General features: G+C 74.5%; 25 protein-coding genes. 17 read left to right on the forward strand and 8 right to left on the reverse strand.

The features are described from left to right. Positions 1-2: 2 nt before the first annotated feature. The 14 genes from ACFY4B_RS23065 to hypE all read left to right on the forward strand — a co-directional run bounded on the left by ACFY4B_RS23065 (position 3) and on the right by hypE (position 13,058). Entirely contained in the window at positions 3-1,094 is a 1,092-nt protein-coding gene (locus ACFY4B_RS23065; protein WP_049652595.1) for a hydrogenase expression protein HypE, read from the forward strand. Between the two features lie 157 nt (positions 1,095-1,251). Then, a complete protein-coding gene (locus tag ACFY4B_RS23070; protein ID WP_049652594.1) occupies positions 1,252-3,039 on the forward strand; it encodes a nickel-dependent hydrogenase large subunit in 1,788 nt (595 codons plus the stop codon). Further along, positions 3,036-3,509, forward strand: a complete 474-nt coding sequence (locus ACFY4B_RS23075) for a hypothetical protein (protein ID WP_049652591.1) — start codon at positions 3,036-3,038, stop codon at positions 3,507-3,509. The genes ACFY4B_RS23070 and ACFY4B_RS23075 overlap by 4 nt, the downstream gene beginning before the upstream one ends. Next, positions 3,506-4,153, forward strand: a complete 648-nt coding sequence (locus ACFY4B_RS23080) for a DUF5947 family protein (protein WP_234348427.1) — start codon at positions 3,506-3,508, stop codon at positions 4,151-4,153. The genes ACFY4B_RS23075 and ACFY4B_RS23080 overlap by 4 nt, the downstream gene beginning before the upstream one ends. Beyond that, the gene (locus ACFY4B_RS23085) at positions 4,150-4,794 is read left to right on the forward strand and encodes a DUF6084 family protein (protein ID WP_387970449.1); all 645 of its coding nucleotides are present in this window, start codon (positions 4,150-4,152) and stop codon (positions 4,792-4,794) included. Before ACFY4B_RS23080 ends, ACFY4B_RS23085 begins: the two co-directional genes overlap by 4 nt. Further along, positions 4,791-6,236 carry a hypothetical protein gene (locus ACFY4B_RS23090; RefSeq protein WP_387970452.1) on the forward strand — a complete coding sequence of 482 codons (1,446 nt, stop codon included), beginning with the start codon at positions 4,791-4,793 and terminating at the stop codon, positions 6,234-6,236. The genes ACFY4B_RS23085 and ACFY4B_RS23090 overlap by 4 nt, the downstream gene beginning before the upstream one ends. Next, on the forward strand, positions 6,233-6,754 hold the full coding sequence (locus tag ACFY4B_RS23095) for a hydrogenase maturation protease (RefSeq protein WP_117485856.1): 522 nt from the start codon (positions 6,233-6,235) through the stop codon (positions 6,752-6,754). The genes ACFY4B_RS23090 and ACFY4B_RS23095 overlap by 4 nt, the downstream gene beginning before the upstream one ends. Beyond that, positions 6,748-6,852 carry a DUF6893 family small protein gene (locus ACFY4B_RS23100; RefSeq protein ID WP_375873132.1) on the forward strand — a complete coding sequence of 35 codons (105 nt, stop codon included), beginning with the start codon at positions 6,748-6,750 and terminating at the stop codon, positions 6,850-6,852. The genes ACFY4B_RS23095 and ACFY4B_RS23100 overlap by 7 nt, the downstream gene beginning before the upstream one ends. 116 nt (positions 6,853-6,968) lie before the next feature. Continuing rightward, positions 6,969-7,325 (forward strand): hydrogenase maturation nickel metallochaperone HypA, encoded by a 357-nt coding sequence (hypA, locus tag ACFY4B_RS23105; protein WP_375873133.1) that lies wholly within the window; start codon positions 6,969-6,971, stop codon positions 7,323-7,325. Between the two features lie 31 nt (positions 7,326-7,356). After that, positions 7,357-8,142 (forward strand): hydrogenase nickel incorporation protein HypB, encoded by a 786-nt coding sequence (hypB, locus tag ACFY4B_RS23110; protein ID WP_387970455.1) that lies wholly within the window; start codon positions 7,357-7,359, stop codon positions 8,140-8,142. Beyond that, positions 8,139-10,487 carry a carbamoyltransferase HypF gene (hypF, locus tag ACFY4B_RS23115; protein WP_387970458.1) on the forward strand — a complete coding sequence of 783 codons (2,349 nt, stop codon included), beginning with the start codon at positions 8,139-8,141 and terminating at the stop codon, positions 10,485-10,487. The genes hypB and hypF overlap by 4 nt, the downstream gene beginning before the upstream one ends. A 6-nt stretch (positions 10,488-10,493) precedes the next feature. Continuing rightward, entirely contained in the window at positions 10,494-10,799 is a 306-nt protein-coding gene (locus ACFY4B_RS23120; RefSeq protein WP_074002677.1) for a HypC/HybG/HupF family hydrogenase formation chaperone, read from the forward strand. After that, the gene (gene hypD / locus ACFY4B_RS23125; protein WP_387970462.1) at positions 10,796-11,965 is read left to right on the forward strand and encodes a hydrogenase formation protein HypD; all 1,170 of its coding nucleotides are present in this window, start codon (positions 10,796-10,798) and stop codon (positions 11,963-11,965) included. Before ACFY4B_RS23120 ends, hypD begins: the two co-directional genes overlap by 4 nt. A 7-nt stretch (positions 11,966-11,972) precedes the next feature. Continuing rightward, the gene (gene hypE / locus ACFY4B_RS23130; RefSeq protein ID WP_387970787.1) at positions 11,973-13,058 is read left to right on the forward strand and encodes a hydrogenase expression/formation protein HypE; all 1,086 of its coding nucleotides are present in this window, start codon (positions 11,973-11,975) and stop codon (positions 13,056-13,058) included. Positions 13,059-13,124: 66 nt separating this feature from the next. Here hypE and ACFY4B_RS23135 read toward each other — a convergent pair whose 3' ends face one another. The 8 genes from ACFY4B_RS23135 to ACFY4B_RS23170 all read right to left on the reverse strand — a co-directional run bounded on the left by ACFY4B_RS23135 (position 13,125) and on the right by ACFY4B_RS23170 (position 19,706). Next, a complete protein-coding gene (locus tag ACFY4B_RS23135; protein ID WP_387970465.1) occupies positions 13,125-13,946 on the reverse strand; it encodes a hypothetical protein in 822 nt (273 codons plus the stop codon). A 96-nt stretch (positions 13,947-14,042) separates the two neighbouring features. Continuing rightward, complete coding sequence (locus tag ACFY4B_RS23140; RefSeq protein ID WP_117485848.1) at positions 14,043-14,345, reverse strand: hypothetical protein; 303 nt, start codon at positions 14,343-14,345, stop codon at positions 14,043-14,045. Between the two features lie 124 nt (positions 14,346-14,469). Further along, positions 14,470-15,420: an SDR family NAD(P)-dependent oxidoreductase gene (locus ACFY4B_RS23145; protein ID WP_387970468.1), complete on the reverse strand. Its 951-nt coding sequence runs from the start codon at positions 15,418-15,420 to the stop codon at positions 14,470-14,472. Positions 15,421-15,544: 124 nt separating this feature from the next. Continuing rightward, a complete protein-coding gene (locus tag ACFY4B_RS23150) occupies positions 15,545-16,033 on the reverse strand; it encodes a hypothetical protein (RefSeq protein WP_387970471.1) in 489 nt (162 codons plus the stop codon). Between the two features lie 154 nt (positions 16,034-16,187). Continuing rightward, the gene (locus ACFY4B_RS23155) at positions 16,188-16,913 is read right to left on the reverse strand and encodes a prolyl oligopeptidase family serine peptidase (protein WP_387970474.1); all 726 of its coding nucleotides are present in this window, start codon (positions 16,911-16,913) and stop codon (positions 16,188-16,190) included. Positions 16,914-17,003: 90 nt separating this feature from the next. Beyond that, positions 17,004-17,615 carry a hypothetical protein gene (locus ACFY4B_RS23160; protein ID WP_387970476.1) on the reverse strand — a complete coding sequence of 204 codons (612 nt, stop codon included), beginning with the start codon at positions 17,613-17,615 and terminating at the stop codon, positions 17,004-17,006. Between the two features lie 142 nt (positions 17,616-17,757). Next, entirely contained in the window at positions 17,758-18,456 is a 699-nt protein-coding gene (locus tag ACFY4B_RS23165; RefSeq protein ID WP_387970479.1) for a response regulator, read from the reverse strand. Continuing rightward, positions 18,453-19,706: a sensor histidine kinase gene (locus ACFY4B_RS23170; RefSeq protein ID WP_387970482.1), complete on the reverse strand. Its 1,254-nt coding sequence runs from the start codon at positions 19,704-19,706 to the stop codon at positions 18,453-18,455. The genes ACFY4B_RS23165 and ACFY4B_RS23170 overlap by 4 nt, the downstream gene beginning before the upstream one ends. Before the next feature lie 164 nt (positions 19,707-19,870). On the opposite strand from ACFY4B_RS23170, the gene ACFY4B_RS23175 reads away from it, so the two are divergent. From ACFY4B_RS23175 to ACFY4B_RS23185, 3 genes are all read left to right on the forward strand, one after another. Next, positions 19,871-20,839 carry an ABC transporter ATP-binding protein gene (locus ACFY4B_RS23175; RefSeq protein WP_387970485.1) on the forward strand — a complete coding sequence of 323 codons (969 nt, stop codon included), beginning with the start codon at positions 19,871-19,873 and terminating at the stop codon, positions 20,837-20,839. Continuing rightward, a complete protein-coding gene (locus ACFY4B_RS23180; RefSeq protein WP_387970488.1) occupies positions 20,836-21,618 on the forward strand; it encodes a hypothetical protein in 783 nt (260 codons plus the stop codon). Before ACFY4B_RS23175 ends, ACFY4B_RS23180 begins: the two co-directional genes overlap by 4 nt. A gap of 126 nt (positions 21,619-21,744) precedes the next feature. Then, the gene (locus tag ACFY4B_RS23185; RefSeq protein WP_387970491.1) at positions 21,745-22,392 is read left to right on the forward strand and encodes a 2'-5' RNA ligase family protein; all 648 of its coding nucleotides are present in this window, start codon (positions 21,745-21,747) and stop codon (positions 22,390-22,392) included. Positions 22,393-22,427: the final 35 nt, after the last annotated feature.

Below are 22,427 nucleotides of genomic sequence, written 5' to 3' on the forward strand. Positions count from 1 at the left end.
TCATGGGTGCTGCAACAGCTCCAACCGCTTCGACGGCCGGGACGGCCGAGGCCGCCGCGAAGCCCGACGCCGACGCGGTGCACATCCTCTGGATCAACGCGGGCCTCAGTTGCGACGGCGACTCCGTCTCGCTGACCGCCGCGATGCAGCCGAGCATCGAGGAGATCGTCACCGGCGCGCTGCCCGGCCTTCCCAAGGTCGCCGTGCACTGGCCGCTGATCGACTTCGAGTGCGGCCCGGTCCAGGGCGCGGACAACTTCGTCGAGTGGTTCTTCAAGGCCGAGCGCGGCGAGATCGAGCCGTTCGTGCTGGTCGTCGAGGGGTCCATCCCCAACGAGAAGATCAAGAAGGAGGGCTACTGGTGCGGCTTCGGCGACGACCCCGCCACCGGCCAGCCCATCACCACCAGCGAGTGGCTGGACCGGCTCGCCCCGAAGGCGACCGCCGTGGTGGCGATCGGCACCTGTGCCACGTACGGCGGCATCCACGCGATGGCCGGCAACCCGACCGGTGCGATGGGCGTGCCGGACTACCTGGGCTGGGACTGGAAGTCCAAGGCCGGACTGCCGATCGTCTGCGTGCCCGGCTGCCCGATCCAGCCCGACAACTTCGCCGAGACGCTCACCTACCTGCTGTACCAGCTGGCCGGCTCCGCGCCGATGATCCCGCTCGACGACAAGCTGCGGCCCGCCTGGCTGTTCGGCGCCACCGTGCACGAGGGCTGCGACCGCGGCGGCTACTACGAGCAGGGGCAGTTCGCCACCGACTACGGCACGCCCGAGTGCCTCGTCCGGCTCGGCTGCTGGGGCCCGGTCGTCAAGTGCAACGTCACCAAGCGCGGCTGGACCAACGGCATCGGCGGCTGCCCGAACGTGGGCGGCATCTGCATCGCCTGCACCATGCCGGGCTTCCCGGACAAGTTCATGCCCTTCATGGACCCGCCGCCCGGCTCGCACGTCTCCACCGCCGCCAGCAGCGCGTACGGCTCGGTGATCCGCCGGCTGCGCGCGATCACCCAGAGCACCCTCGACAAGGAACCCAAGTGGCGCCGCACCGGCAGCCGCCTGACCACGGGTTACCGCCCGCCCTGGTGACGCCGCGGGGCCGCACACCGCCCGGTGTGCGGCCGCCGCCTTCCCCCGCCCCGTCCGCCGGGATCCCCTCCGCGGGGACCCCGCCCCCACGGCCCCCGTCCGCACGGCCCCCGCTCGCCGAGGCCCCGCTCCCAGAGACAAGGACACGACAGACACGATGGCAACACCGACCACCAGGGCGGCCGGCGACGGCAGCGGCCTGACCGAGATGTCCTGGGACCCGATCACCCGGATCGTGGGCAGCCTGGGCATCCACACGAAGATCGACTTCAAGCAGAAGCGGGTCGCGGAGTGCTACAGCACCTCCTCGGTCTTCCGCGGCTACAGCGTCTTCATGCGCGGCAAGGACCCGCGCGACGCCCACTTCATCACCAGCCGGATCTGCGGGATCTGCGGCGACAACCACGCCACCTGCTCCGTCTACACGCAGAACATGGCCTACGGGGTGAAGCCCCCGCACCTGGGGGAGTGGATCATCAACCTCGGTGAGGCCGCCGAGTACATGTTCGACCACAACATCTTCCAGGAGAACCTGGTCGGGGTCGACTACTGCGAGCGGATGGTCCGCGAGACCAACCCCGGCGTGCTGGAGCTCGCCGAGCGCACCGAGGCCCCGCACGCCGGCGACCACGGCTACAAGACGATCGCCGACATCATGCGCTCGCTCAACCCGATCGAGGGCGAGTTCTACCGCGAGGCGCTCCAGGTCAGCCGGTACACCCGGGAGATGTTCTGCCTGATGGAGGGCCGCCACGTGCACCCCTCCACGCTCTACCCGGGCGGCGTCGGCACCGTCGCGACGGTGCAGCTGTTCACCGACTACCTGACCCGGCTGATGCGCTACGTCGAGTTCATGAAGAAGGTCGTGCCGCTGCACGACGACCTCTTCGACTTCTTCTACCAGGCCCTGCCCGGCTACGAGGAGGTCGGCCGGCGCCGGGTCCTGCTCGGCTGCTGGGGCAGCCTCAACGACCCGGACCACTGCGACTTCACGTACCGCAACATGACGGACTGGGGCCGGCGGATGTTCGTCACCCCCGGTGTCGTGGTGGACGGCAAGCTCGTCACCAACGACCTGACCGAGATCAACCTCGGCATCCGCATCCTGCTCGGCAGCTCCTACTACGAGGACTGGCAGGGCAAGGAGCTGTTCGTCACCCACGACCCGCTCGGCAACCCCGTCGACCCCCGGCACCCCTGGAACCAGCACACCATCCCGCAGCCGCAGAAGCGCAACTTCGACGACAAGTACAGCTGGGTGATGTCCCCGCGCTGGTTCGACGGCAAGGACCACCTCGCCCTCGACACCGGCGGCGGCCCGATCGCCCGGCTGTGGTCCACCGCGCTGTCCGGGCTGGTCGACATCGGCTACGTCAAGGCCACCGGCCACAGCGTGCAGATCAACCTGCCCCGCTCGATGACCAAGCCCGAGGTCACCTTCGAGTGGAAGATCCCGCAGTGGAGCAACGCCATCGAGCGCAACCGCGCCCGCACCTACTTCCAGGCGTACGCGGCGGCCGCCGCCCTGCACTTCGCCGAGAAGGCGCTCGACGAGGTCCGCGCCGGGCGCAGCCAGACCTGGGAACGCTTCGAGGTGCCGGACGAGTCGATCGGCTGCGGCTTCACCGAGGCCGTGCGCGGCGTGCTCTCGCACCACATGGTGATCCGCGACGGCAAGATCGCCAACTACCACCCGTACCCGCCCACCCCGTGGAACGCCAGCGTCCGGGACAGCTACGGCACGCCCGGCCCGTACGAGGACGCGGTGCAGAACACCCCGATCTTCGAGGAGAACCCGCCGGACACCTTCAAGGGCATCGACATCATGCGCGCGGTCCGCAGCTTCGACCCCTGTCTGCCCTGCGGCGTGCACATGTACGTCGGCGGCGGGCGCACCGTGCAGACCATGCACGTGCCCACCGGCCTGAGCGGGCTCACCGCATGACGGCCGAGCAGACCGGGCTGCGGATCCAGCAGGCCCTGGACGCGCTGGCCGACAGCGGCGCAGACGCCGAGCGGGCCGGTGAGCAACTGGTCCGCGACCTCATGGAGTTCTACGGCCAGGGCCTGGCCCGGCTGGTGCCGGCGCTGCCCCCGCCCGCCCTGGACCGGATGCTGGACGACCCGGTCGTGGCCGGGCTGCTGCTCCTGCACGACCTGCACCCCGAGGACCTCCCCGCCCGGATCGAGCGGGCGCTCGCGGCCCTGCCCGAGCGGGTCGAGGCGGCCGGCTTCGACCCGGCCACCGGCGTCCTGCGGCTGCGCCGCACGGCCACCGGCTGCGGCTGCGGCGAACAGGAGGCGCAGGCCGTCCTGGCCTGCCACGCGCCCGAGGTGACGGCCGTGGAACTGGAACGCGCCCCGCAGCTGCTCCAGATCGGCACCCGCCCGCCGCAGCCCGCGGAGGCGCGATGAACACCCGCCGGATCTCCCGCGACGGGACCGCCCTGCTGCACCGGCTGCGCGAACCGGCGCCGCCGCGCCCCGAGCAGTGCGCCTTCTGCGGCCGGGACCTGCCCGGCGGCCACCGCCACCTGGTGGACGTCGAGGACCGCGCCCTGGCCTGCGCCTGCACCGCCTGCGGCCTGCTGTTCCAGCAGCCGGGCGCGGCCGGCGGCCGCTACCGCACCGTGCCGGACCGCTACCTCGCCGACCCGGAACGGGAGTTGGACCAGCAGGCCTGGTCGGTGCTGGGCATCCCGGTGGGCACCGCCTTCCTGTTCCGCAGCACCGTGATGGACCAGCTGCTGGCCTTCTACCCCGGCCCGGCCGGCGCCACCGAGAGCGAACTGGACGAGCAGGCCTGGCAGCGCGCCCTCGGCGGCAGCCGGCTGGCCGCCGCCCTGGAACCCGACGTGGAGGCGCTGCTGGTGCGCCGCACCGAGGAGCGCGTGGCGTGCTTCCTGGTGCCGATCGACATCTGCTACGAGCTGGTCGGCCGGCTGCGGCGGTGCTGGCACGGCTTCGACGGCGGCGCCGAGGCGCGGGCCGAACTCGACGCGTTCTTCGCGCGCCTGGCCGACCGGGCCCGCCCGCTGCCCGCGGAGGTGACGGCGTGACGGCGCTCGGCTTCGCCTGCACCGGCGTGCGGTCCGACCCGTACGCGGCCGGGCCGACCCTGGTGTTCCGGCTGCGGATCACGGCCCCGGCCGACATCCGGGTGCACGCCCTCGCCCTCCAGGTCCAGCTGCGGATCGAACCGGTCCGCCGACCGTACGGCGAGGACGAGGGCGGGAGGCTGGCCGACCTGTTCGGCGGACGGGAGCGCTGGGCGACCACGCTCAACCCGATCCAGTTCGCCACCGTGCCGCTGCTCGTCCCCGGCTTCACCGGCGAGACCGAGATCGACCTCGCGGTGCCCTGCACCTACGACCAGGACGTCGCCTCGGCCCGCTACTTCCGGGCGCTGGACGGCGGCGAGGTGCCGCTGCTGCTGCTCTTCTCCGGCACCGCCTTCGCCGGCCCCGGCGGCTTCCAGGTCAGCCCGGTGCCCTGGGACCGGGAGGCCCGGGTGCGGATGCCGGTGCGGGTCTGGCGGGAGGCGATCGACCGGCACTTCCCCGGCAGCGGCTGGCTGCGGCTGCCGGAGGACGCCATGGCCGAGCTGCTGGCCTACCGCTCGCGGCGGGCCCTGCCCTCCTGGGAGGCGACGGTGCGCGAGCTGCTCACGGCCGCGGCGATCGGGGAGGGGGCCCGGTGAGCGGCCTCCCGGAGCGGATCGAACGCGGCTTCGCGGCCGCCCGGCAGATCGCCGACGCGGTGCTGCTGGAGGGCTACGTCCTCTACCCGTACCGGGCCTCGGCGGCCAAGAACCGGCTGCGCTGGCAGTTCGGCGTCCTGGTGCCGCCCGAGTACACCGCGCAGGGCGGCGAGCACTCCCACCAGCGCACCGAGTGCCTGATGGAGGCGCGCGACGGGGACCGGCTGGCGGTCGAGCTGCGCTTCCTACGGGTCCAGCGGCGCACCGTCGAAAAGGCCACCGCCGCCGGCTTCGAGTCCGTGGAACGGCTGGAGCTGGCCGACCGGGACCTCGTCGAATGGGACGAGGGCGTCGAGGAGCGGATCGAACTCCTGGTGCCGGTCGAGGAGTTGGCCGGCGAGGGGGTGCAGCGACCGTTCCGGCTGCCGGGCGTCGGCGAGACCGGGCTGGTGCACGAGCACGACGCCGTCGTCGGCCGGGTGATACGGCGCCGCGAGCAGGTCGACGGCCTGCTCTGGCTGCGGGCCGAGGAACTGCCCGGCCCGTACCGGGCGCAGCGGCTGACCGTGGAGGTGGAGAACAGCTCCGCCTGGCGGCCGTCCCGGCACGCCACCCGCGACCAGGCGCTGCCGCGATCGCTGGTCTCCGCGCACCTGCTGCTCGGCCTGGAGCACGGCCGCTTCCTGTCCGTCACCGACCCGCCCGAGTGGGCCCGCCCGGCCGTCGAGCGGTGCCGCAACGAGCGCACCTGGCCGGTGCTGGCCGGACCGGAGGGCGAGCGCGGGGTGGTGCTGTCCTCGCCGATCATCCTGGAGGACCACCCGCGGATCGCCCCGGAGAGCCTCGGCACCCTGTACGACGCCACCGAGATCGACGAGATCCTGGCGCTGCGGACGGCGGCCCTGACCGAGGAGGAGAAGCGCGAGGCCCGCGGCACCGACGACCGGGCCGGCGCGGTGATCGACCTGGCCGAGTCCATGCCGCCCGAGGTGCTGGACCGGCTGCACGGCGCGATCCGCGGGCTGCGCGAGGCCACCGGCAGCACCGCCCTCGGCCGTCCCGAGCAGCCCTGGTGGGACCCGGGCGACGACCTCGGGGTCGACCCCGAGCGGGACCGGGTGCTGGTCGACGGCCACCAGGTGGGCGCCGGCAGCCGGGTGCTGCTGCGGCCCGGACGGCGGCGCACCGACGCCCAGGACCTCTTCCTGGACGGGCGGACCGGCATCGTGGAGGCGGTGCTGCACGACCTCGACGGCTCGGTGCACCTGGCCGTCACGGTGGAGGACGACCCGGGCGCCGACCTGTGGCGGGCCCAGGGGCGCTTCCGCTACTTCCAGCCCGACGAGGTCACGCCGCTGGACGGGAGCGCCCCGGTGGACGGGAGCGCTGCGCTGGACGGGAGCGCTGCGCTGGACGGAGCCGCTCCGGTGGAGGGGCCATGACGGACCGCACGGTACTGGTCGCCGGGGTGGGCAACATCTTCCTCGGCGACGACGGCTTCGGGGTCGAGACCGTACGGCGGCTGTCCGCCCACCCGCTGCCGGCGGGCGTCGAGGTGGTCGACGTCGGCGTGCGCGGCGTCGACCTCGCCTACCGGCTGCTCGACGGCCACCGCACCGCCGTCCTGGTGGACGCCGTCCACCGGGGCGGGGCGCCCGGCACCCTCTACCTGATCGAGGCGGCCGCCGAACAGCCGCCGGAACCGCCCGCCCTGGACGGGCACCGGATGGGGCCCGACGCCGTACTGGCCCTGCTCGCCACGCTCGCCGCCGGCACCGGCGGCGAGCCGCCCGAACGCGTCCTGGTGGTCGGCTGCGAGCCGGCCTCGCTGGAGGAGGGCATCGGGCTCAGCGAGCCCGTCGCCGCCGCCGTGGCGGAGGCGGTGCGAATGGTCCTGCGGGTCGTGGACGAGGCCGCGCAGCCGGAGAAGCAGCCGGAGAAGGAGACAACACCATGCTGAGGAAACTGTTCTGCGCGGCCCTGCTGGCGGGGATCGGCGCACTGGTCTGGCAGAACCTGCCGGACCTCAAACGGTACGTGCGCATCTCCCGGATGTGAGGCGCGCACTGCTGCGAACGGCGCAGCCCCGCGGACGGTGGCGGCGCGGCTGCGGGCCGCCGCCGCCACCGAGCCCTGTAATGGGGCGCGTTGCCGCCCGCTCCGGGAAGGGACCCATGCACGAGATGTCGATCGCCGAAGCCGTCGTCGAGCAGGTGGACACGGCCGCGCGCGAACACGGGGCCCCCGGGGTGGCACGGGTGCGGCTGCGGGTGGGCGAGCTGGCCGGCGTGGTGCCCGAGGCCCTCGACTTCTGCTTCGAACTCGCCTGCGCCGGAACGCTGGTGGCGGGCGCGGCGCTGGACACCGAGTCCGTCGCGGCCCGGGCCCGCTGCGCCCCCTGCGCGGTCGAGTGGGCGGTCGGCATGCCGCCGGACCTCGGCTGCCCGAGCTGCTCCGGCGGTGGCGGCGTGGAGCTGCTGTCCGGCCGCGAGCTGCAGATCCTCGACGTCGAGTGGGCCCAGGAGCTTTGACGTCCGGGCCGAACCAGAAAGGCTGATGCCGATGTGCCGCACGGTCGACCTCCGTCAGGCGGTCCTCGCCCGCAACGACGACAGCGCCCGCGGACTGCGGGCGGCACTGGCCGCACGGGGGACGGTCGCGGTGAACCTGCTCTCCAGCCCCGGCAGTGGCAAGACCGCCCTGCTGGAGGCCGAGTTGGGGCTCGCCCGGCGACGCGGGGTGCCCGTCGCCGCGCTGACCGCCGACCTCGCCACCGAGAACGACGCGCGCCGGCTGGCCCGCTCGGGCGCCCCGGTGAAGCAGGTGCTCACCGACGGGCTCTGCCACCTGGAGGCGCGGATGCTCGCCGGGCACCTGGACGGCTGGCTGCCGGACGACTGCCGGCTGCTGTTCGTGGAGAACGTCGGCAACCTGGTCTGCCCGGCCTCCTACGACCTCGGCGAGACGCTGCGGGTGGTGCTGGCCTCGGTGACCGAGGGCGAGGACAAGCCGCTCAAGTACCCGACGGCCTTCGGGCTGGCCAACCTGGTGCTGGTGACGAAGACGGACCTCGCGGCGGCGGCCGAGTTCGACGAGGCGGCGTTCCTGGCCAACGTCCAGCGGGTCAACCCTGGGGTGGAGGTGCTGAACACCTCGGCCCGGACGGGCGAGGGCGTCGGGGCGCTGCTGGACCGGGCGCTCGGCCTCCTGGACGGGGCGCGGCCGCACCGGCCGGTGATGGCCGCGGCGGCGCCGCACGACCACGGGCACTCTCACGACCACGATCATGGGCACTCTCAGGATCACGGCCACGGCCACGGCCACACCGCCGTGGGGGAGCACGCGTGACGGCCGCCCACCCCGGGCTCGACCGCGAGCGGCGGCGGGTCGCCGTCCGCGGCCTGGTGCAGGGGGTCGGCTTCCGGCCGTTCGTCCACACCCTGGCCGGTGAACTCGGACTGGCCGGCACCGTCACCAACACCGGTGAGGGCGTCCTGGTCGAGGTCGAGGGCAGCCCGGACGCCCTGGACGCGTTCTGCCGGCGGGTGGCCGGCGACGCGCCGCCGCTCGCCCAGGTGCACGCGGTGGAGCACGCGCCGCTCGCCGCCACCGGCGCCACCGGCTTCCGCATCGTCCCCTCCCGCCCCGACGGCGCCCGCGCCACCCTGATCCCGCCCGACACCGCCGTCTGCGCCGACTGCCTGGCCGAACTCGCCGACCCGGCCGACCGCCGCCACCGGCACCCGTTCATCAGCTGCACCAACTGCGGCCCCCGGCACACCATCGTCACCGGCCTGCCGTACGACCGGGCCAACACCACCATGGCCGGCTTCCCGCTGTGCCCGGACTGCGCCCGCGAGTACGCGGACCCCGCCGACCGCCGGTTCCACGCCCAGCCCGTCGCCTGCCACGCCTGCGGGCCCCGGCTCACGCTGACCGTGCCCGGACGCCCCGACCTCGGCGGGGAGCAGGCCCTGGCGGAGGCCCGGCGGCTGCTGGCCGACGGCGCGGTCCTCGCCGTCAAGGGCATCGGCGGCTACCACCTCGCCTGCGACGCGCGCGACGCCGCGGCCGTCGCCCTGCTGCGCCGGCGCAAGCGGCGCGGCCGCAAGCCCTTCGCCGTGATGGCCCGCGACCTCGCCACCGTCGAGGGCCTGCTGCCCGTCGACCCGGTCGAGCGGGAACTGCTCACCGGGCCGGTCCGGCCGATCGTCCTGCTGCGCCGCACCGGTCTGCCGGTGCCCGAGGGCGTGGCCCCGGGCAGCCCCGACCTCGGGGTGATGCTCCCGTACACGCCGCTGCACCACCTGCTGCTCGCCGCCCCCGGGCCGGACCTGCTGGTGATGACCAGCGCCAACCTCTCCGGCGAGCCGATCGTCACCGAGGACCGGGAGGCGCTGGAGCGGCTCGCCCCGCTGGTCGACGGCTGGCTCGGCCACGACCGGCCGATCCACGTGCCCTGCGAGGACTCGGTGGTGCGGGTGGTGGACGGCGAGCAGCTGCCGCTGCGCCGCTCGCGCGGGTACGCGCCGCTGCCGATCCCGCTGCCGGTGCCCGTGCGCCCGGCGCTGGCGGTCGGCGGCGACCTGAAGAACACCTTCGCGCTGGCCCGGGACGGCTACGCCTGGCTGTCCGGCCACATCGGCGACATGGACGATCTGGCCACCCTGCGGGCCTTCGACCGGGCGGTCGAGCAGCTCGGCACGGTCAGCGGTGTCCGGCCCGAACTGCTGGTTGCCGACCGGCACCCCGGCTACCGCTCGCTCCGGCACGCCGAGCGGACCGCCGCCGGTCGGCCGGTGCACCGGGTCCAGCACCACCACGCCCACATCGCCGCGGTGATGGCCGAGCACGGACTGGACGGCAGCCGCCCGGTGCTCGGGGTGGCCTTCGACGGCACCGGCTACGGCGCGGACGGCGCGGTCTGGGGCGGCGAGGTGCTGCTGGCCGACTACGACGGGTTCCGCCGCCTCGCCCACCTCGGGTACGTGCCGCTGCCGGGCGGGGACGCGGCCGTCGAGCGCCCGTACCGGACGGCGCTCGCCCACCTGCGCGCGGCCGGCCTGCCCTGGCTGCCGGAGCTGCCGCCGGTCCGGGCCTGCGGAGCGGCGGAACTCGGCCTGCTGGAACGGCAGTTGGAGCGGCGACTGAACTGCCTGCCGAGCTCCAGCATGGGGCGGCTGTTCGACGCGGTGTCCTCGCTCGCCGGGGTCTGCCACCGGGCCGGGTACGAGGCCCAGGCGGCGATCGAACTGGAGGCGGCGGCCTGCGGGTTCGGCCGCGCTGACGGCCCCGGGGCCGGGCCGACGGCGCGGGCGGACGAGGGCTACGCGTTCGGGTTGTCGGCGCGGGCCGGCGGCTGGACCGCCGACCCCGGGCCGGTGCTGGCCGCCGTGGTGGCCGACGTGACCGCGGGTGCCCCCGCGGGCCTGGTCGCCGTCCGCTTCCACCGTGCGGTGGCCGACCTGGTCCGGCGGAGCTGCGCGGCCGTCCGGGACCGGTACGGCACCACCACGGTGGCGCTCAGCGGCGGGGTCTTCGCCAACGCACTGCTCTCCTCGGCCTGCGCGAGCGGCCTCGGGGAGGACGGATTCACGGTACTGCGGCACCGCCGGGTGCCGCCCAACGACGGTGGTCTGGCGCTCGGCCAGCTGATGGTGGCCGCCCGGTCGACGGCCACCCGGGAGGAGTGAGAGCGGATGTGTCTGGCTGTGCCCGGCAGGGTGACGGAGATCGGGGAGCGGGACGGGGCGAGGATGGCGGTGATGGACTTCGGCGGAGTGGTCAAGGACGTGTGCCTGGAGTACCTGCCGGACCTGGCGGTGGGGGACTACGCGATCGTCCACGTGGGCTTCGCGCTGCAGCGCCTGGACGAGGAGTCGGCCCGGCGCACCCTCGCCCTCTTCGAGGAACTCGGGCTGTTGCAGGAGGAGTTCGGCGATCCCTGGGAGGCCGCCGGGGCGGCGGCGGGCTCTGGGACCGAGGCTGAGGAGGCCGGACGGTGAAGTACCTGGAGGAGTTCCGCAACCCCGAGCTGGCCGCCGGGCTGATCGCCGACATCAGGGCGACGGTCACCCGGCCGTGGGCGCTGATGGAGGTCTGCGGCGGCCAGACGCACAGCATCATCCGGCACGCCATCGACCAACTCCTGCCGGAGGAGGTCGAGTTGATCCACGGGCCGGGCTGCCCGGTGTGCGTCACCCCGCTGGAGACGATCGACCGGGCCCTGGCGATCGCGGCCCGGCCGGGGGTGGTCTTCTGCTCCTTCGGCGACATGCTGCGGGTGCCCGGCACCGACCGGGACCTGTTCCGGGTCCGCGGCGAGGGCGGCGACGTCCGGGTGGTGTACTCGCCGCTGGACGCCCTGCGGATCGCCCGGGAGAACCCGGACCGGGAGGTGGTCTTCTTCGGCATCGGCTTCGAGACCACGGCCCCGCCGAACGCCATGGCCGTCCACCTGGCCAGGAAGCAGGGGCTGCGCAACTTCAGCATGCTGGTCTCGCACGTCCGGGTACCGCCCGCGATCGAGGCGATCATGGACTCGCCGGACTGCCGGGTCCAGGGCTTCCTCGCCGCCGGGCACGTGTGCAGCGTGATGGGCACCGCCGAGTACCCGGCGCTGGCCGAACGCCACCGGGTGCCGATCGTCGTCACCGGCTTCGAGCCGCTGGACATCCTGGAAGGCATCCGGCGCACCGTACGGCAGTTGGAGCGCGGTGAGCACACCGTCGACAACGCCTACCCGCGGGCCGTCCGCCCCGAGGGCAACCCGGCGGCCCGCGCCATGCTGGAGGACGTCTTCGAGGTCGCCGACCGCCCCTGGCGGGGCATCGGCGTGATCCCGCGCAGCGGCTGGCGGCTCTCCCCGCGCTACCGCGACCACGACGCCGAGCACCGCTTCGACGTCGGCGGGATCACCACCCGCGAACCCGCCGCGTGCCGCAGCGGCGAGGTGCTGCAGGGGCTGCTGAAGCCCCACGAGTGCGAGGCCTTCGGCACCGTCTGCACACCGCGTACGCCGCTCGGCGCCACGATGGTGTCCAGCGAGGGGGCGTGCGCGGCGTACTACCTGTACCGGCGGCTGGGCGTACCGGGGACGTCCGTCCGGGCCCAGGAGCCGCAGGAACGTCGGGAGCTTCAGGAGCCTCAGGAGGCGGGTCGCGTTGGCTGACACCGAACTGCTCAGCGGGCCCGGCACGGACCCGAGCGCCGAGCGGCCCGACTTCTCCGGCTGGAGCTGCCCGCTGCCGCTGCGCGACCACCCCCGGGTGGTGATGGGCCACGGCGGCGGCGGGGCGATGTCCGCCGAGCTGGTGGAGAACCTGTTCGCGCCGGCCTTCGGCGGCCCCGTGCTCGCCGGGCTCGGCGACTCCGCGGTGCTGGAGCTGGGCGGCGCCCGGCTCGCCTTCTCCACCGACTCCTACGTGGTGCGGCCGCTGTTCTTCCCCGGCGGCTGCATCGGCGACCTCGCCGTCAACGGCACGGTCAACGACCTCGCCATGAGCGGGGCCCGGGCGGCCTACCTGTCCTGTGGCTTCATCCTGGAGGAGGGGGTGGAGATGGCCGTGGTGGACCGGGTCGCCCGGGCGCTCGGCGCCGCCGCCCGTACCGCCGGGGTCGAGATCGCCACCGGGGACACCAAGGTGGTCGAGGCCGGGCACGGGGACGGCGTCTACCTGAACACCGCCGGCATCGGGCTCGTCCCGGCCGGGGTCGACATCCGGCCGCAGCGCGCCCGCCCCGGCGACGTGGTGATCGTCAGCGGGCCGATCGGGCTGCACGGGGTCGCGATCATGAGCGTCCGGGAGGGCCTGGAGTTCGGGGTCGAGGTGCGCAGCGACAGCGCGGCGCTCGGCGGCCTGGTCGAGGCGATGCTCGCGGCCACCGCCGACCTGCACGTGCTGCGCGACCCCACCCGGGGCGGCCTGGCCGCGGCGCTCAACGAGATCGCCGTCGCGGCCGGGGTGGGCGTGGTGCTCAGCGAACGCGCCGTCCCCGTCCCGGAGCCGGTGGCCAACGCCTGCGCCGTGCTGGGCCTGGACCCGATGTACATCGCCAACGAGGGCCGACTGGTCGCCTTCGTCCCGCGTCTCTCGGCGGACGCGGTGCTCGCCGCCATGCGCGCCCACCCGCTCGGCGCGGAGGCGGTGGTGATCGGCGAGTGCGTCGCGGAGCACCCGGGGATGGTCGTCGCCCGGACCGGCTTCGGCGGCACCCGGGTGGTCGACCTGCCGATGGGCGAGCAGCTGCCGCGGATCTGCTGAGGGCCCGACCGGTTACGCCGCCGCCCCGGGAGGCGATTCCCGGGGCGGCGGCGTACGCGGTCGGGGTCAGTCCAGGAAGCGGCGCAGCGAGTCCGCCATGGCCCGGACGAAACCCTCCCGGACCTCCTCGGCGACCAGGTCGAGGGAGAGGTAGGGGTTGAGGTCCTCCAGCTCGACCAGGAGCAGGCGCCCGTCCGGCGCGCGGCAGGCGTCCACCCGCTGGATCCCGTGGGCGAGCGTGTTCCAGTCGACGAAGCCGCGGGCGAACGCGAGGTCGGCGGCGCTCGGCTCGTACGGCTCCAGGACCCAGCGCCGGGCCGGGTCGGGCGTGTGGAGGGCGTACTGGAAGGCGTCGTCCACGAAGTAGAACGAGACCTCGTACCGGAAGTCGATCCGCGGCTGGACCAGCACCTCGCCCCACTCGACGCCGTCCAGCTCCTCGCGGGTGAGGAAGCGCAGGCCTATGCTGTCGGCGCCCTCCTCGGGCTTGACCGCGTAGCGCTCGGCGGCGGGCAGCCGGTCGAGGTCCTGCGGCCGGTCGACGGTGGGGATGACCGGGTGGCCCGACGCGGTCAGGTCCAGCAGGTACCGCTTCCCGGCCATGTCGCCCCGCCCGGTCAGCGGGTTGTAGACGCGTACGCCGTCGGCCAGCGCCTGGGAGCGGAACCGGGCGTACTCCTCCCGGTAGTGCAGCACCGGGCCGCTGTTGCGCACCACGACCCCGTCGAAGCGCCCCATCAGGGCCCGGGCGTCGAGCGGGTGGCACAGGGCCAGGTCGAAGTGCTCCCGCAGCCGGGAGGTGAGGAGGACGTCCTCGTCGCCGTAGCGCCGGCCGCGGGCGGGGTAGGCCAGGTCGGTCACGTACAGCAGGCTGGGCCGGTCGGGCACGGGGGCTCCCTCGGTCGGTGGTGAGGGAGCGAATCTACCGGCCGACCGGAATCCCGCCGTCCCCGCCGCCTGTCCGTACGGCGTCCGTGCGTCGGCTCAGGCCTGGAAGGTCCATTCGTTCACCAGGTCGAGGTTGCGGAACACCGGCGGCCCGTCGCACAGGGCGGCGGCCCGAGCGGCGAACTCCGAGGTCTCAGGGCGGTCGGAGTTCCGCATCGCCGCCTCGTGCGAGGGGAACTCCACGATGTTCAGGTACACGTTCTCGCCGTCGCGGTCACGGGTCTGCAGCGAGCGGGTCGCCAGCCGGTGGCCCGCGTTCTTCTCGACCCAGCTGTCGATCAGGGCGTTGAACTCGTCGATCCGACTCGTCCGGTACTCGATGATCTGGATGAACCTCACGGGTCAACCTCCTCGGCTCCGCGCGGGGCAGCCGACCGCCCCCTCCAGGGTCCCCCCGGCGCGCGCGCCCTGCCACCTCCTGGGAGGGACGGGCACCGGGGGAGCCGCCGGGACGAAGCCGCCGCTACAGGAGGGCCAGGCCGGGCTCGACGCCGGCCGCTTCGCAGCTGGCGTCCCACAGGCGTGCGGCGAGGGCCGGATCGGTCATGTGGGCGCGGACCGGCTCCAGCTCCGGTGCGCCGCGCAGGCCGAAGGCCCTGGGCCCCCACAGCTGTCCGCCGCGCACCCGCGGGTCCAGGACGGCCCGGACGATCGGCCACGCGCCGCGGTCCTTGCCCTGGAGCAGCAGCCCGGCGGGCGCGCCCCGCAGCCGGCTGCCGCGGGTCGCCGCGTGCACCCCCGGGCGGGCCGGGGTCAGCGAGTCCAGGGCGCCGCCGGGATGCGCCACCAGGCTGAGCACGGTGCTGCCGCGGGCGCGCAGGCGGCGGTCGAGCTCGAAGGCGAAGGACATCTGCGCCAGCTTCGACCGGCCGTAGGCGCGCTTCGGGCGGTAGTCCCGGGCCGACTGGAGGTCGTCCGGGTCCAGCCGCTCGGAGCGTGCCGCGAAGCTCCCCACCGTCACGACCCGGGCGGCGGGCGCCGCGGACAGCAGCGGCGCCAGGGCCCGGGTCAGCGCGACGTGCCCCAGGTGGTTGACCCCGAACATCAGCTCGTGGCCGTCCTTCGTCGTGCACCGCGGCGGATCGTCGAGCGCGACCCCGGCGTTGTGGACCACCGCGTCGAGGCGGTCGAGTCCGAGACCGTCCGCGGCGGTCCGCACGGACGCCAGGTCGGCGAGGTCCAGCCGGAGGTGGCGCAGCCGCGCGCCGGGGACGCGGGAGCGGATCGAGGCCATGGCGGCCGAGGCCTTCGCCCCGTCCCGGCTCCCGAGCACCACGACGGCCCCGGTCCCGGCGAGCTGCTCCGCGACGAAGTAGCCGATCCCGGCGTTGCCCCCGGTGACCAGGAAGGACCTGCCGGCGGCGGAGGGCAGCCGGTGGACGTCCCACGGAGGGCTGGGGTGGGTGGAGGACATGACGGGGGCTCCTTCGGCTCGGGCGGTGCGTCGTCGGCGACGCACCGCCCGGCCAATGAACAACGCGCCACCCACAGACCGCTGATGGATCACCGTCACCACCGGCAGACCGCCGACACCGTGCCTAGTACAGGTCGGAGCTGCGGATCGTCGCCCAGCTGATGCTCCGGCCGCCGCTGGGGTTGACGAAGACGACCTTGAGGCCGCCGAGGGCGGAGACCGCGAGGCTGGCCTTCGCCAGGGAACTGGGCTTGAAGGTGTCGGCGCTCCAGCAGGGGTGGCTGTTGACGTCGTAGACGACGAAGTTCCCGTCGCCCTGCATGATCGCCTTGTAGCCGCAGCCCCAGGTCTTGGGCGCCTGCCACACGGCGTGGACGAGACTCGGGTCCTGGTAGGCCCGGTAGAGGACGAGGTTGCCGTCGTTCTGCAGGACCAGCTGGGTGTCGCCCGCCTCGATGTGGCCGCCGCGGTAGAGGATGCCGGGCTCGTCCAGGTACGCGCTGGGCGGGCCGTCGGCGTGCGCGGTCCCCGCCGACGCCACCGTCCCGACCAGGGCCAGCATGCCGGCCGCGATCCCGAGCACGGTGTGCCGCAGCTTCTTCGTCGTCTTCATGTCCCCGTGTGCCTCTCTCGTCCGTTCGCGCCCGTGAGCGTGTGGGGCGCGCTCTGCGGGATCGATCGTGCGTGACGGCGGTAGACAGACGATCAACGCCCAGGTGGACCGGCGTCAGCCGAGGGCCCTGGGCGAGCGGACCTCGGCCATAGGCCTAAGCGGGTTCCACGTGGTTGTCCGCGGTGGGCGCGGTGGGCGCGGGGACCGTTCGGAGGGTGGGATCGCCGGGGCGGGACTGGGCGAGCAGCCAGTCGTAGACCTCGGGGTCGTCGTACGTCCGGGTCCAGGAGTCGTGGCCGACGCCCGGGTAGCGGGTGAACCGCACCGGGCCGCCCAGTGCGCGCAGCGCGTCGACCAGGCGCTCGGTGTGCGAGACCGGGATGACCTCGTCCTCCTCGCCGTGGAAGGTCCAGACGGGGACGGCGGTCAGGCGCGGTGCGGACTCCCGCAGCCAGGAGCCGCAGACCGGTACGGCGGCGGCGAACCGGCGCGGGTACCGGGCGGCGAGCGCCCACGAGCCGGTGCCGCCCATGCTGAGGCCGGTCACGTACCGGCGGTCCGGATCGATCCGGACCTCCCGCTCCACCTCCGCCAGGAGGGCGGCGAGGCTGCTCAGCTCCGCCACCCAGGAACTGTGGGCCGGGCACTGGGGAGCCAGCACCACGAACGGCAGCCTCGCCCCCTCGGCGATCTGCCGGACCGGGCCGTGCGCGGCCAGGACCGCCGGGTCCTCGCCGCGCTCCAAGGCGCCGTGCAGGAAGAGCAGCAGCGGCCACGGCCCGGTCCCGTCCTGGTAACCGTCCGGCAGCGACAGCAGGTACCCCAGGTCGTTGCCGTCGTCGTCGACGGCGAACCGGCGGTGCTGGAACGGTGCGGACATGGGTTTCCTCCCGGACGAGGCGTCAGGGGCGGGGCCGCCCCCGTCACCTGTACCCCGTCGGCGCCCCGGTATCGCCCGGTGGCGGCCGCGTCAGGAGGTGGTCCGGGCGGTGCAGGTGCCGAGCTGGTCGCCGGGCCGGAGGGTGCCGTCGCCGAAGGTCTGGTTCATGACGGTGGCGAACTCGGGCAGGACGCTCATCCAGATGTCGGAGAGCGCGAGGTTGACGCGCGGCGGCAGTACGGACTGCACGTCCGGGCTGATCCGGGGCCGGGTGGGGATGTTGTACACCGGGAGGCGGGTGCCGGCGGGGTCGCTGCTGGTCTGCACGACGAAGGTGCTGTCGCCGGAGAGGCTGCCTTCGAGGTTCGAGACCTGCACGTAGTGGCCGGAGGCGTCGGTCAGGGTGAAGCCGCCCTTGGCCGCCGTCCGGATGTAGACGGAGTTCGCCAGGGTGACGGGGTTGCCGACGGAGGTGAGGTCGATGGTGACCGTCCCGGTGGCGTCGACGTCCCGGAAGGACGCGGCGTTGCCGCCGGGCGTCAGGGCCTTGAAGGTGATGCCGGGCTTCGCCCAGGTGAGCGTGCACTCGGCGCTGCCGGTGGCCATGTTCAGGGTGACGGGGGCGCCCGCGAAGGCGACGTGGGCGAGGGCTATGGTGCCGACGAGGCCCGCGGCGACGGCGGCGACGGTTTTCGGGGACATCTGCGGGGACTCCTGGTGTGGCGGGTGGCTCCCCCCGGGCTCCCAGCGTTCCGGGCCCGCTGACGTGCGGCAAACCCGCTGCGCCGAGTAGCGTCATCACCCGCTGTCACGGGTGGCGGGGTCCAGGAGCCCGGGGCGGGTGTCAGGAGACCAGGGCGGCCCGGTAGGCGGTGATCACCAGGTGGACGCGGTCGCGGGCGGCGAGCTTCGCCAGCAGGTGGCCGACATGGGTCTTGACCGTGCCCGTGCTGACGCACAGCCGCTCGGCGATCTCGGCGTTGGTGAGCCCGCGGCCGATCAGCGTGAGCACCTCCAACTCCCGTCCGGTGACGGCCTGGAGGACCCGCTGCCGCTCGCCGTCACGGTCCGCCGGCGGCTCGGCGGGGCCGGTGGCGGCGGCGGTGAACGCGCGGATCAGCCGGCGGGTGACGCTCGGGGCGAGCAGCGCCTCCCCGGCGGCGACCACCCGGATCGCGGTGAGCAGGTCCTCGGGCGGGGTGGACTTGAGCAGGAAGCCGGAGGCTCCGGCGCGCAGCGCGCCGTAGATGTACTCGTCCAGGTCGAAGGTGGTGAGGACGAGGATCCGTACGCCGCTCTCGGCGGTGATCCGCCGGGTGGCCGCGAGGCCGTCGGTGCCCGGCATCCGGATGTCCATCAGGACCACGTCCGGGTGCTCGGTGCGGGCCAGCCGGACGGCCTGCGCGCCGTCGGCGGCCTCGCCCACCACGGTGAACCCGTCGGCGGCGGCCACGATCCCGGCCAGGCCGGCCCGGACCAGCGCCTGGTCGTCGGCGACCACGACCCGGATCGGCGGGGCGGGGCGCTCCCCGGCCGCCGTCATGACGCGGCCTCGACCGCGGCCTCGGCCAGCGGCAGGACGGCCCGGACCCGGAAGCCGCCGTCCGGGCCCGGCCCGGCCTCCAGGCGGCCCCGGTACAGGCCGACCCGTTCGGCGATCCCGGCCAGGCCGTGCCCCTCGCCTGTCCCGGCACCGTTCAGGGTGCCGCACCCGGGGTCGGTCACCTCCAGCACCAACCGGTCCTCCTCGTACGCCACGTCCACCCGGGCCGAGTCGGTGCCCGCGTGCCTGGCCACGTTGGTCAGTGCCTCCTGGACGATCCGGAACGCCGACAGCTCGACGCCGTCCGACAGCGGCCGCACCCGGCCGCCGACCCTCAGCTCGACCCGCACCCCGGCCTCCGCGCTGGTGGCCACCAGCCGTTCCAGGTCGGCGAGTCGGGGCGCGGGGGCGAACTCGGCGCCCGCTCCACGGTCGGCGCCTTCGGCCGGGGCCCCGCGCAGGACGGTGAGCAGGCCGCGCATCTCCACCATCGCGTCCCGGCTCACCGCCTGGATGGCGTCCAGTGCCTGCTCGGCCTTCGCCGGATCCCGGCCGATCACGAAACGGCCGTACCCCGCCTGGACGTTGACCACGCTCATGCTGTGCGCGATCACGTCGTGCAGCTCCCGGGCCAGTCGGATGCGCTCCTCGGCGAGCTCCTCCGCCAGCTCGGCCCTGGCGAGGTCCCGCTGGTGGCGGCGCAGTTCCGCCCCGTACGCGCGGTAGCGGGCCGCCGCGCTGCCGAGCGCCCAGGCGGTGACGACCGCCAGCGCGGCGAACACCAGGTTGTTCCACAGCTCCCGCGAGCCGAACCCGCTCAGCCCGGCGCCCACCAGCCCGAACGCCAGCGCGGCCGCGCCGATCCGCGGCGCGCCGACCGCCGCGACCAGGTAGACCGTCATCGCGGCGGCGAGCACCACCTGGAACCCGGCCAGGTTGGCGATGGTCAGCCGTCCGGCCACCGCCACGACCACCACCCAGGCGGCGAACACCACCCCGGCGGCGGCCACCGGCGCGAGCCGCCGCAGGCCCGCCGCCGCGCCGACGACGACCACGCACCCCAGCACCGTCACCAGCTCGGCCGCGGTCGGCTCGGCGTAGCCCCGGTGGTGCGGGTCGAACACCCGGTAGGCGTCCAGCACCCGCAGCCAGGTGAGCACGGTCAGGGCCAGGGAGACCGCCAGGTCGACCAGAACCCAGTGGCCCGGGCGGAGCCTTCCGGTCACCGGCGGGCGCGGGATGTCGGACATCGCCCCAGGCTAGCGGCGGCCCGCCGCCGGGGCATCGCCCCCCAGGCCTACGACCACGGGCAGAGACCGGCCCCCGTCCGATGCCGGGATTCCGCCCACGGTGGGAGGCCGGGCCCCCGGCGCGGACGGGAGCGTGGAGGCACGCCACAAGGAAAGGCAGCACGATGATCGAGGTACGCGACCTCAGCAAGCGCTACGGCGGCACCCTCGCCGTGGACGGACTCACCTTCACCGTCCGCCCTGGCCGGGTCACCGGCTTCCTCGGACCGAACGGCTCCGGCAAGTCCACCACCCTGCGGATGATCCTCGGCCTGGACGCCCCGACCGCGGGGCGGGCCACCGTCAACGGCCGCCCGTACGCCTCGCTGCGCCACCCGCTGCGCGAGGTCGGCGCGCTGCTGGACGCCGGTGCCGTCCACCCCGCCCGCTCCGCCCGCCACCACCTGCTCGGCCTCGCCGTCACCAACGGCATCGGCCCCCGCCGGGTCCGCGAGGTGCTGGAACTCACCGGTCTGGCGACGGCGGCCCGGCGCAGGGCCGGGCGCTTCTCGCTCGGCATGAAACAGCGCCTGGGCATCGCCGCCGCCCTGCTCGGCGACCCGCCCGTCCTGCTGCTCGACGAACCCGTCAACGGCCTGGACCCGGAAGGCGTCCAGTGGATCCGCACCCTCCTGCGCGACCTCGCCGCCGAAGGGCGGACCGTCCTGCTCTCCTCGCACCTGATGAGCGAAACGGCCCTCACCGCCGACCACCTGGTGGTCATCGGGCGCGGACGGCTCGTCGCGGACCGCTCGACGGCCGACTTCCTCGCCGAGCACGCCCGCACCGACGTCCTGGTGCGCTGCGCCCGCCCGGCGGAGCTGGCCCGGCTGCTGCGCGCGGCCGGGGCGGCCTCCGTCGGCGAGGAGCCCGCCGGAGCGCTGGCCGTCGTCGGCCTGGAGCCGTCCGCCATCGGCGAACTGGCCGCCGGGCACGGCATCGGTGTCCACGAACTCACCGTCCGGCAGGCCTCGTTGGAGCAGGCCTTCATGGACGCCGTCGGCGGAGCGGTCGACTACCGGGCCACCTCCACGCCTTCCGTCACGACTCCCGCCACGTCTTCCGTCACGACTCCCGGAAAGAGGACCGCATGAGCACCGCACCGACCACCCGGGGCGCCCTGGCCGGGGAGTGGGTCAAGCTGCGCAGCGTCCGCGCGACCCCGCTCGCGGCGGTCGTGGCCCTGGCCGCCGCGCTGTTCATCGGCCTGATCGACTACGCGAGCGCGGCCGACAACTGGGCCTCCTGGAGCGCCGAGCAACGCGAGCGCTTCGATCCGGTCCGCTACGGCTTCTCCGGCGGCTTCTACGTCGCCGTGCTGGCCGTCGGCACCCTGGGCACGCTGGCCGCCTCCAGCGAGTACACCACCGGCCAGATCCGCACGACCCTCGCGGCCGTGCCCCGGCGCGGCCAGGTGCTCGTCGCCAAAGCCCTGGTGGTCGGCGGGGTTTCGGCGCTGCTCGGGCAGCTGCTCGCCTTCCTGACCTTCCTGCTCGGCCGGCGCGCCCTGAGCGGCCGCCACCTCGCCGTCCCGCTCGGCGCCCCGGGCGTGGCGCGCGCCGTGGTCGGCTGCGGCCTGTTCCTGTCCGCCTTCGCCCTGCTCGGGCTCGCGCTCGGCTTCGTCCTGCGCCACACGGCGGGCGCGGTCGCCGCCCTGTTCGGCCTGTTCTTCCTCTCCCCGATGCTGCTGGCACCGCTCGGCGACGGGGTGTCACGGTTCGGCCTGCAGAGCGTCTTCGAAGGCCTCGGCACCACGGTCGCGTCGGCGGGCGCCGACCGCCTCGGCCCGGTCGGCTGCTTCGCCGCCCTGGCCGGTTACCTCGCCGTCGCCTTCACCCTGGCCGCCCTCGGCCTGTCCCGCCGGGACGCCTGACGCCGGGGCCGGTACGGAGCGGGGGATCCGCCCGTACGCTGAACCCCGTCGTACGGTCGACAGCCTCACCCCGGACGGGCCGCCGCCCCGCCGGGCCGCCACCGAACCGGATCAGCAGGAGGCGACGTGAAAGCGTTCCACCCGACCTTCGGACAGCGGCCCTGGCCGGACGGCCTGCGTGCCCTCCAGGTGTACGCCCTGCCCGACCTGCCGGCGGGCTCGGCCCTGCACACGCTCCTCGCCGGCCTGCGCGAGGCCCTGGCCGGCTTCCCCGTCCTGCCGGTGCCGGACGAGCGGACGCACATCACCCTCGACATGCTCACCTCCGCCCCGGCGGACGCCGTCACCGACGCCGAACGCCGCGACCTCGCCGACCGGCTGCGGGCCGCGGTGGCCGGGAGCGGGCCGGTCACTCTCCAGGCCGGCTCGCCGCTCGCCTACCGCACCGGCGTCCGCCTCGACCTCCACCCCGACGGCGAACTCGCCGCCCTCCAGCACCGCGTCCGCGGCGCCGTCCACCGGGTCTTCGGCCCCGACTCCACCGCGTACCCGCTCGGCGTGCTCCACACCACCGCCGCCTACGCGGCCGCCGACACCGACAGCGACGAGCTGGCGCAGGCCATCCACCGGGTCCGGCCCGGCCACGCCCCGTTCACCGTGAACCGGATCATCGTCAACGAGGTGTTCTGGCGGCGCGTCCCGGTGCCCGGTACGGACCTGCCGGGGTGGCGGATCTGCTGGGACACCGTCGCCACCGTCCGGCTCGACGCGTAGGCCCTGGTGGCGCCGGCTCCCTGCGCGGGGACGGG

The organism is Kitasatospora sp. NPDC001261 (assembly GCF_042896795.1).
Classification (GTDB): Bacteria; Actinomycetota; Actinomycetes; order Streptomycetales; family Streptomycetaceae; genus Kitasatospora.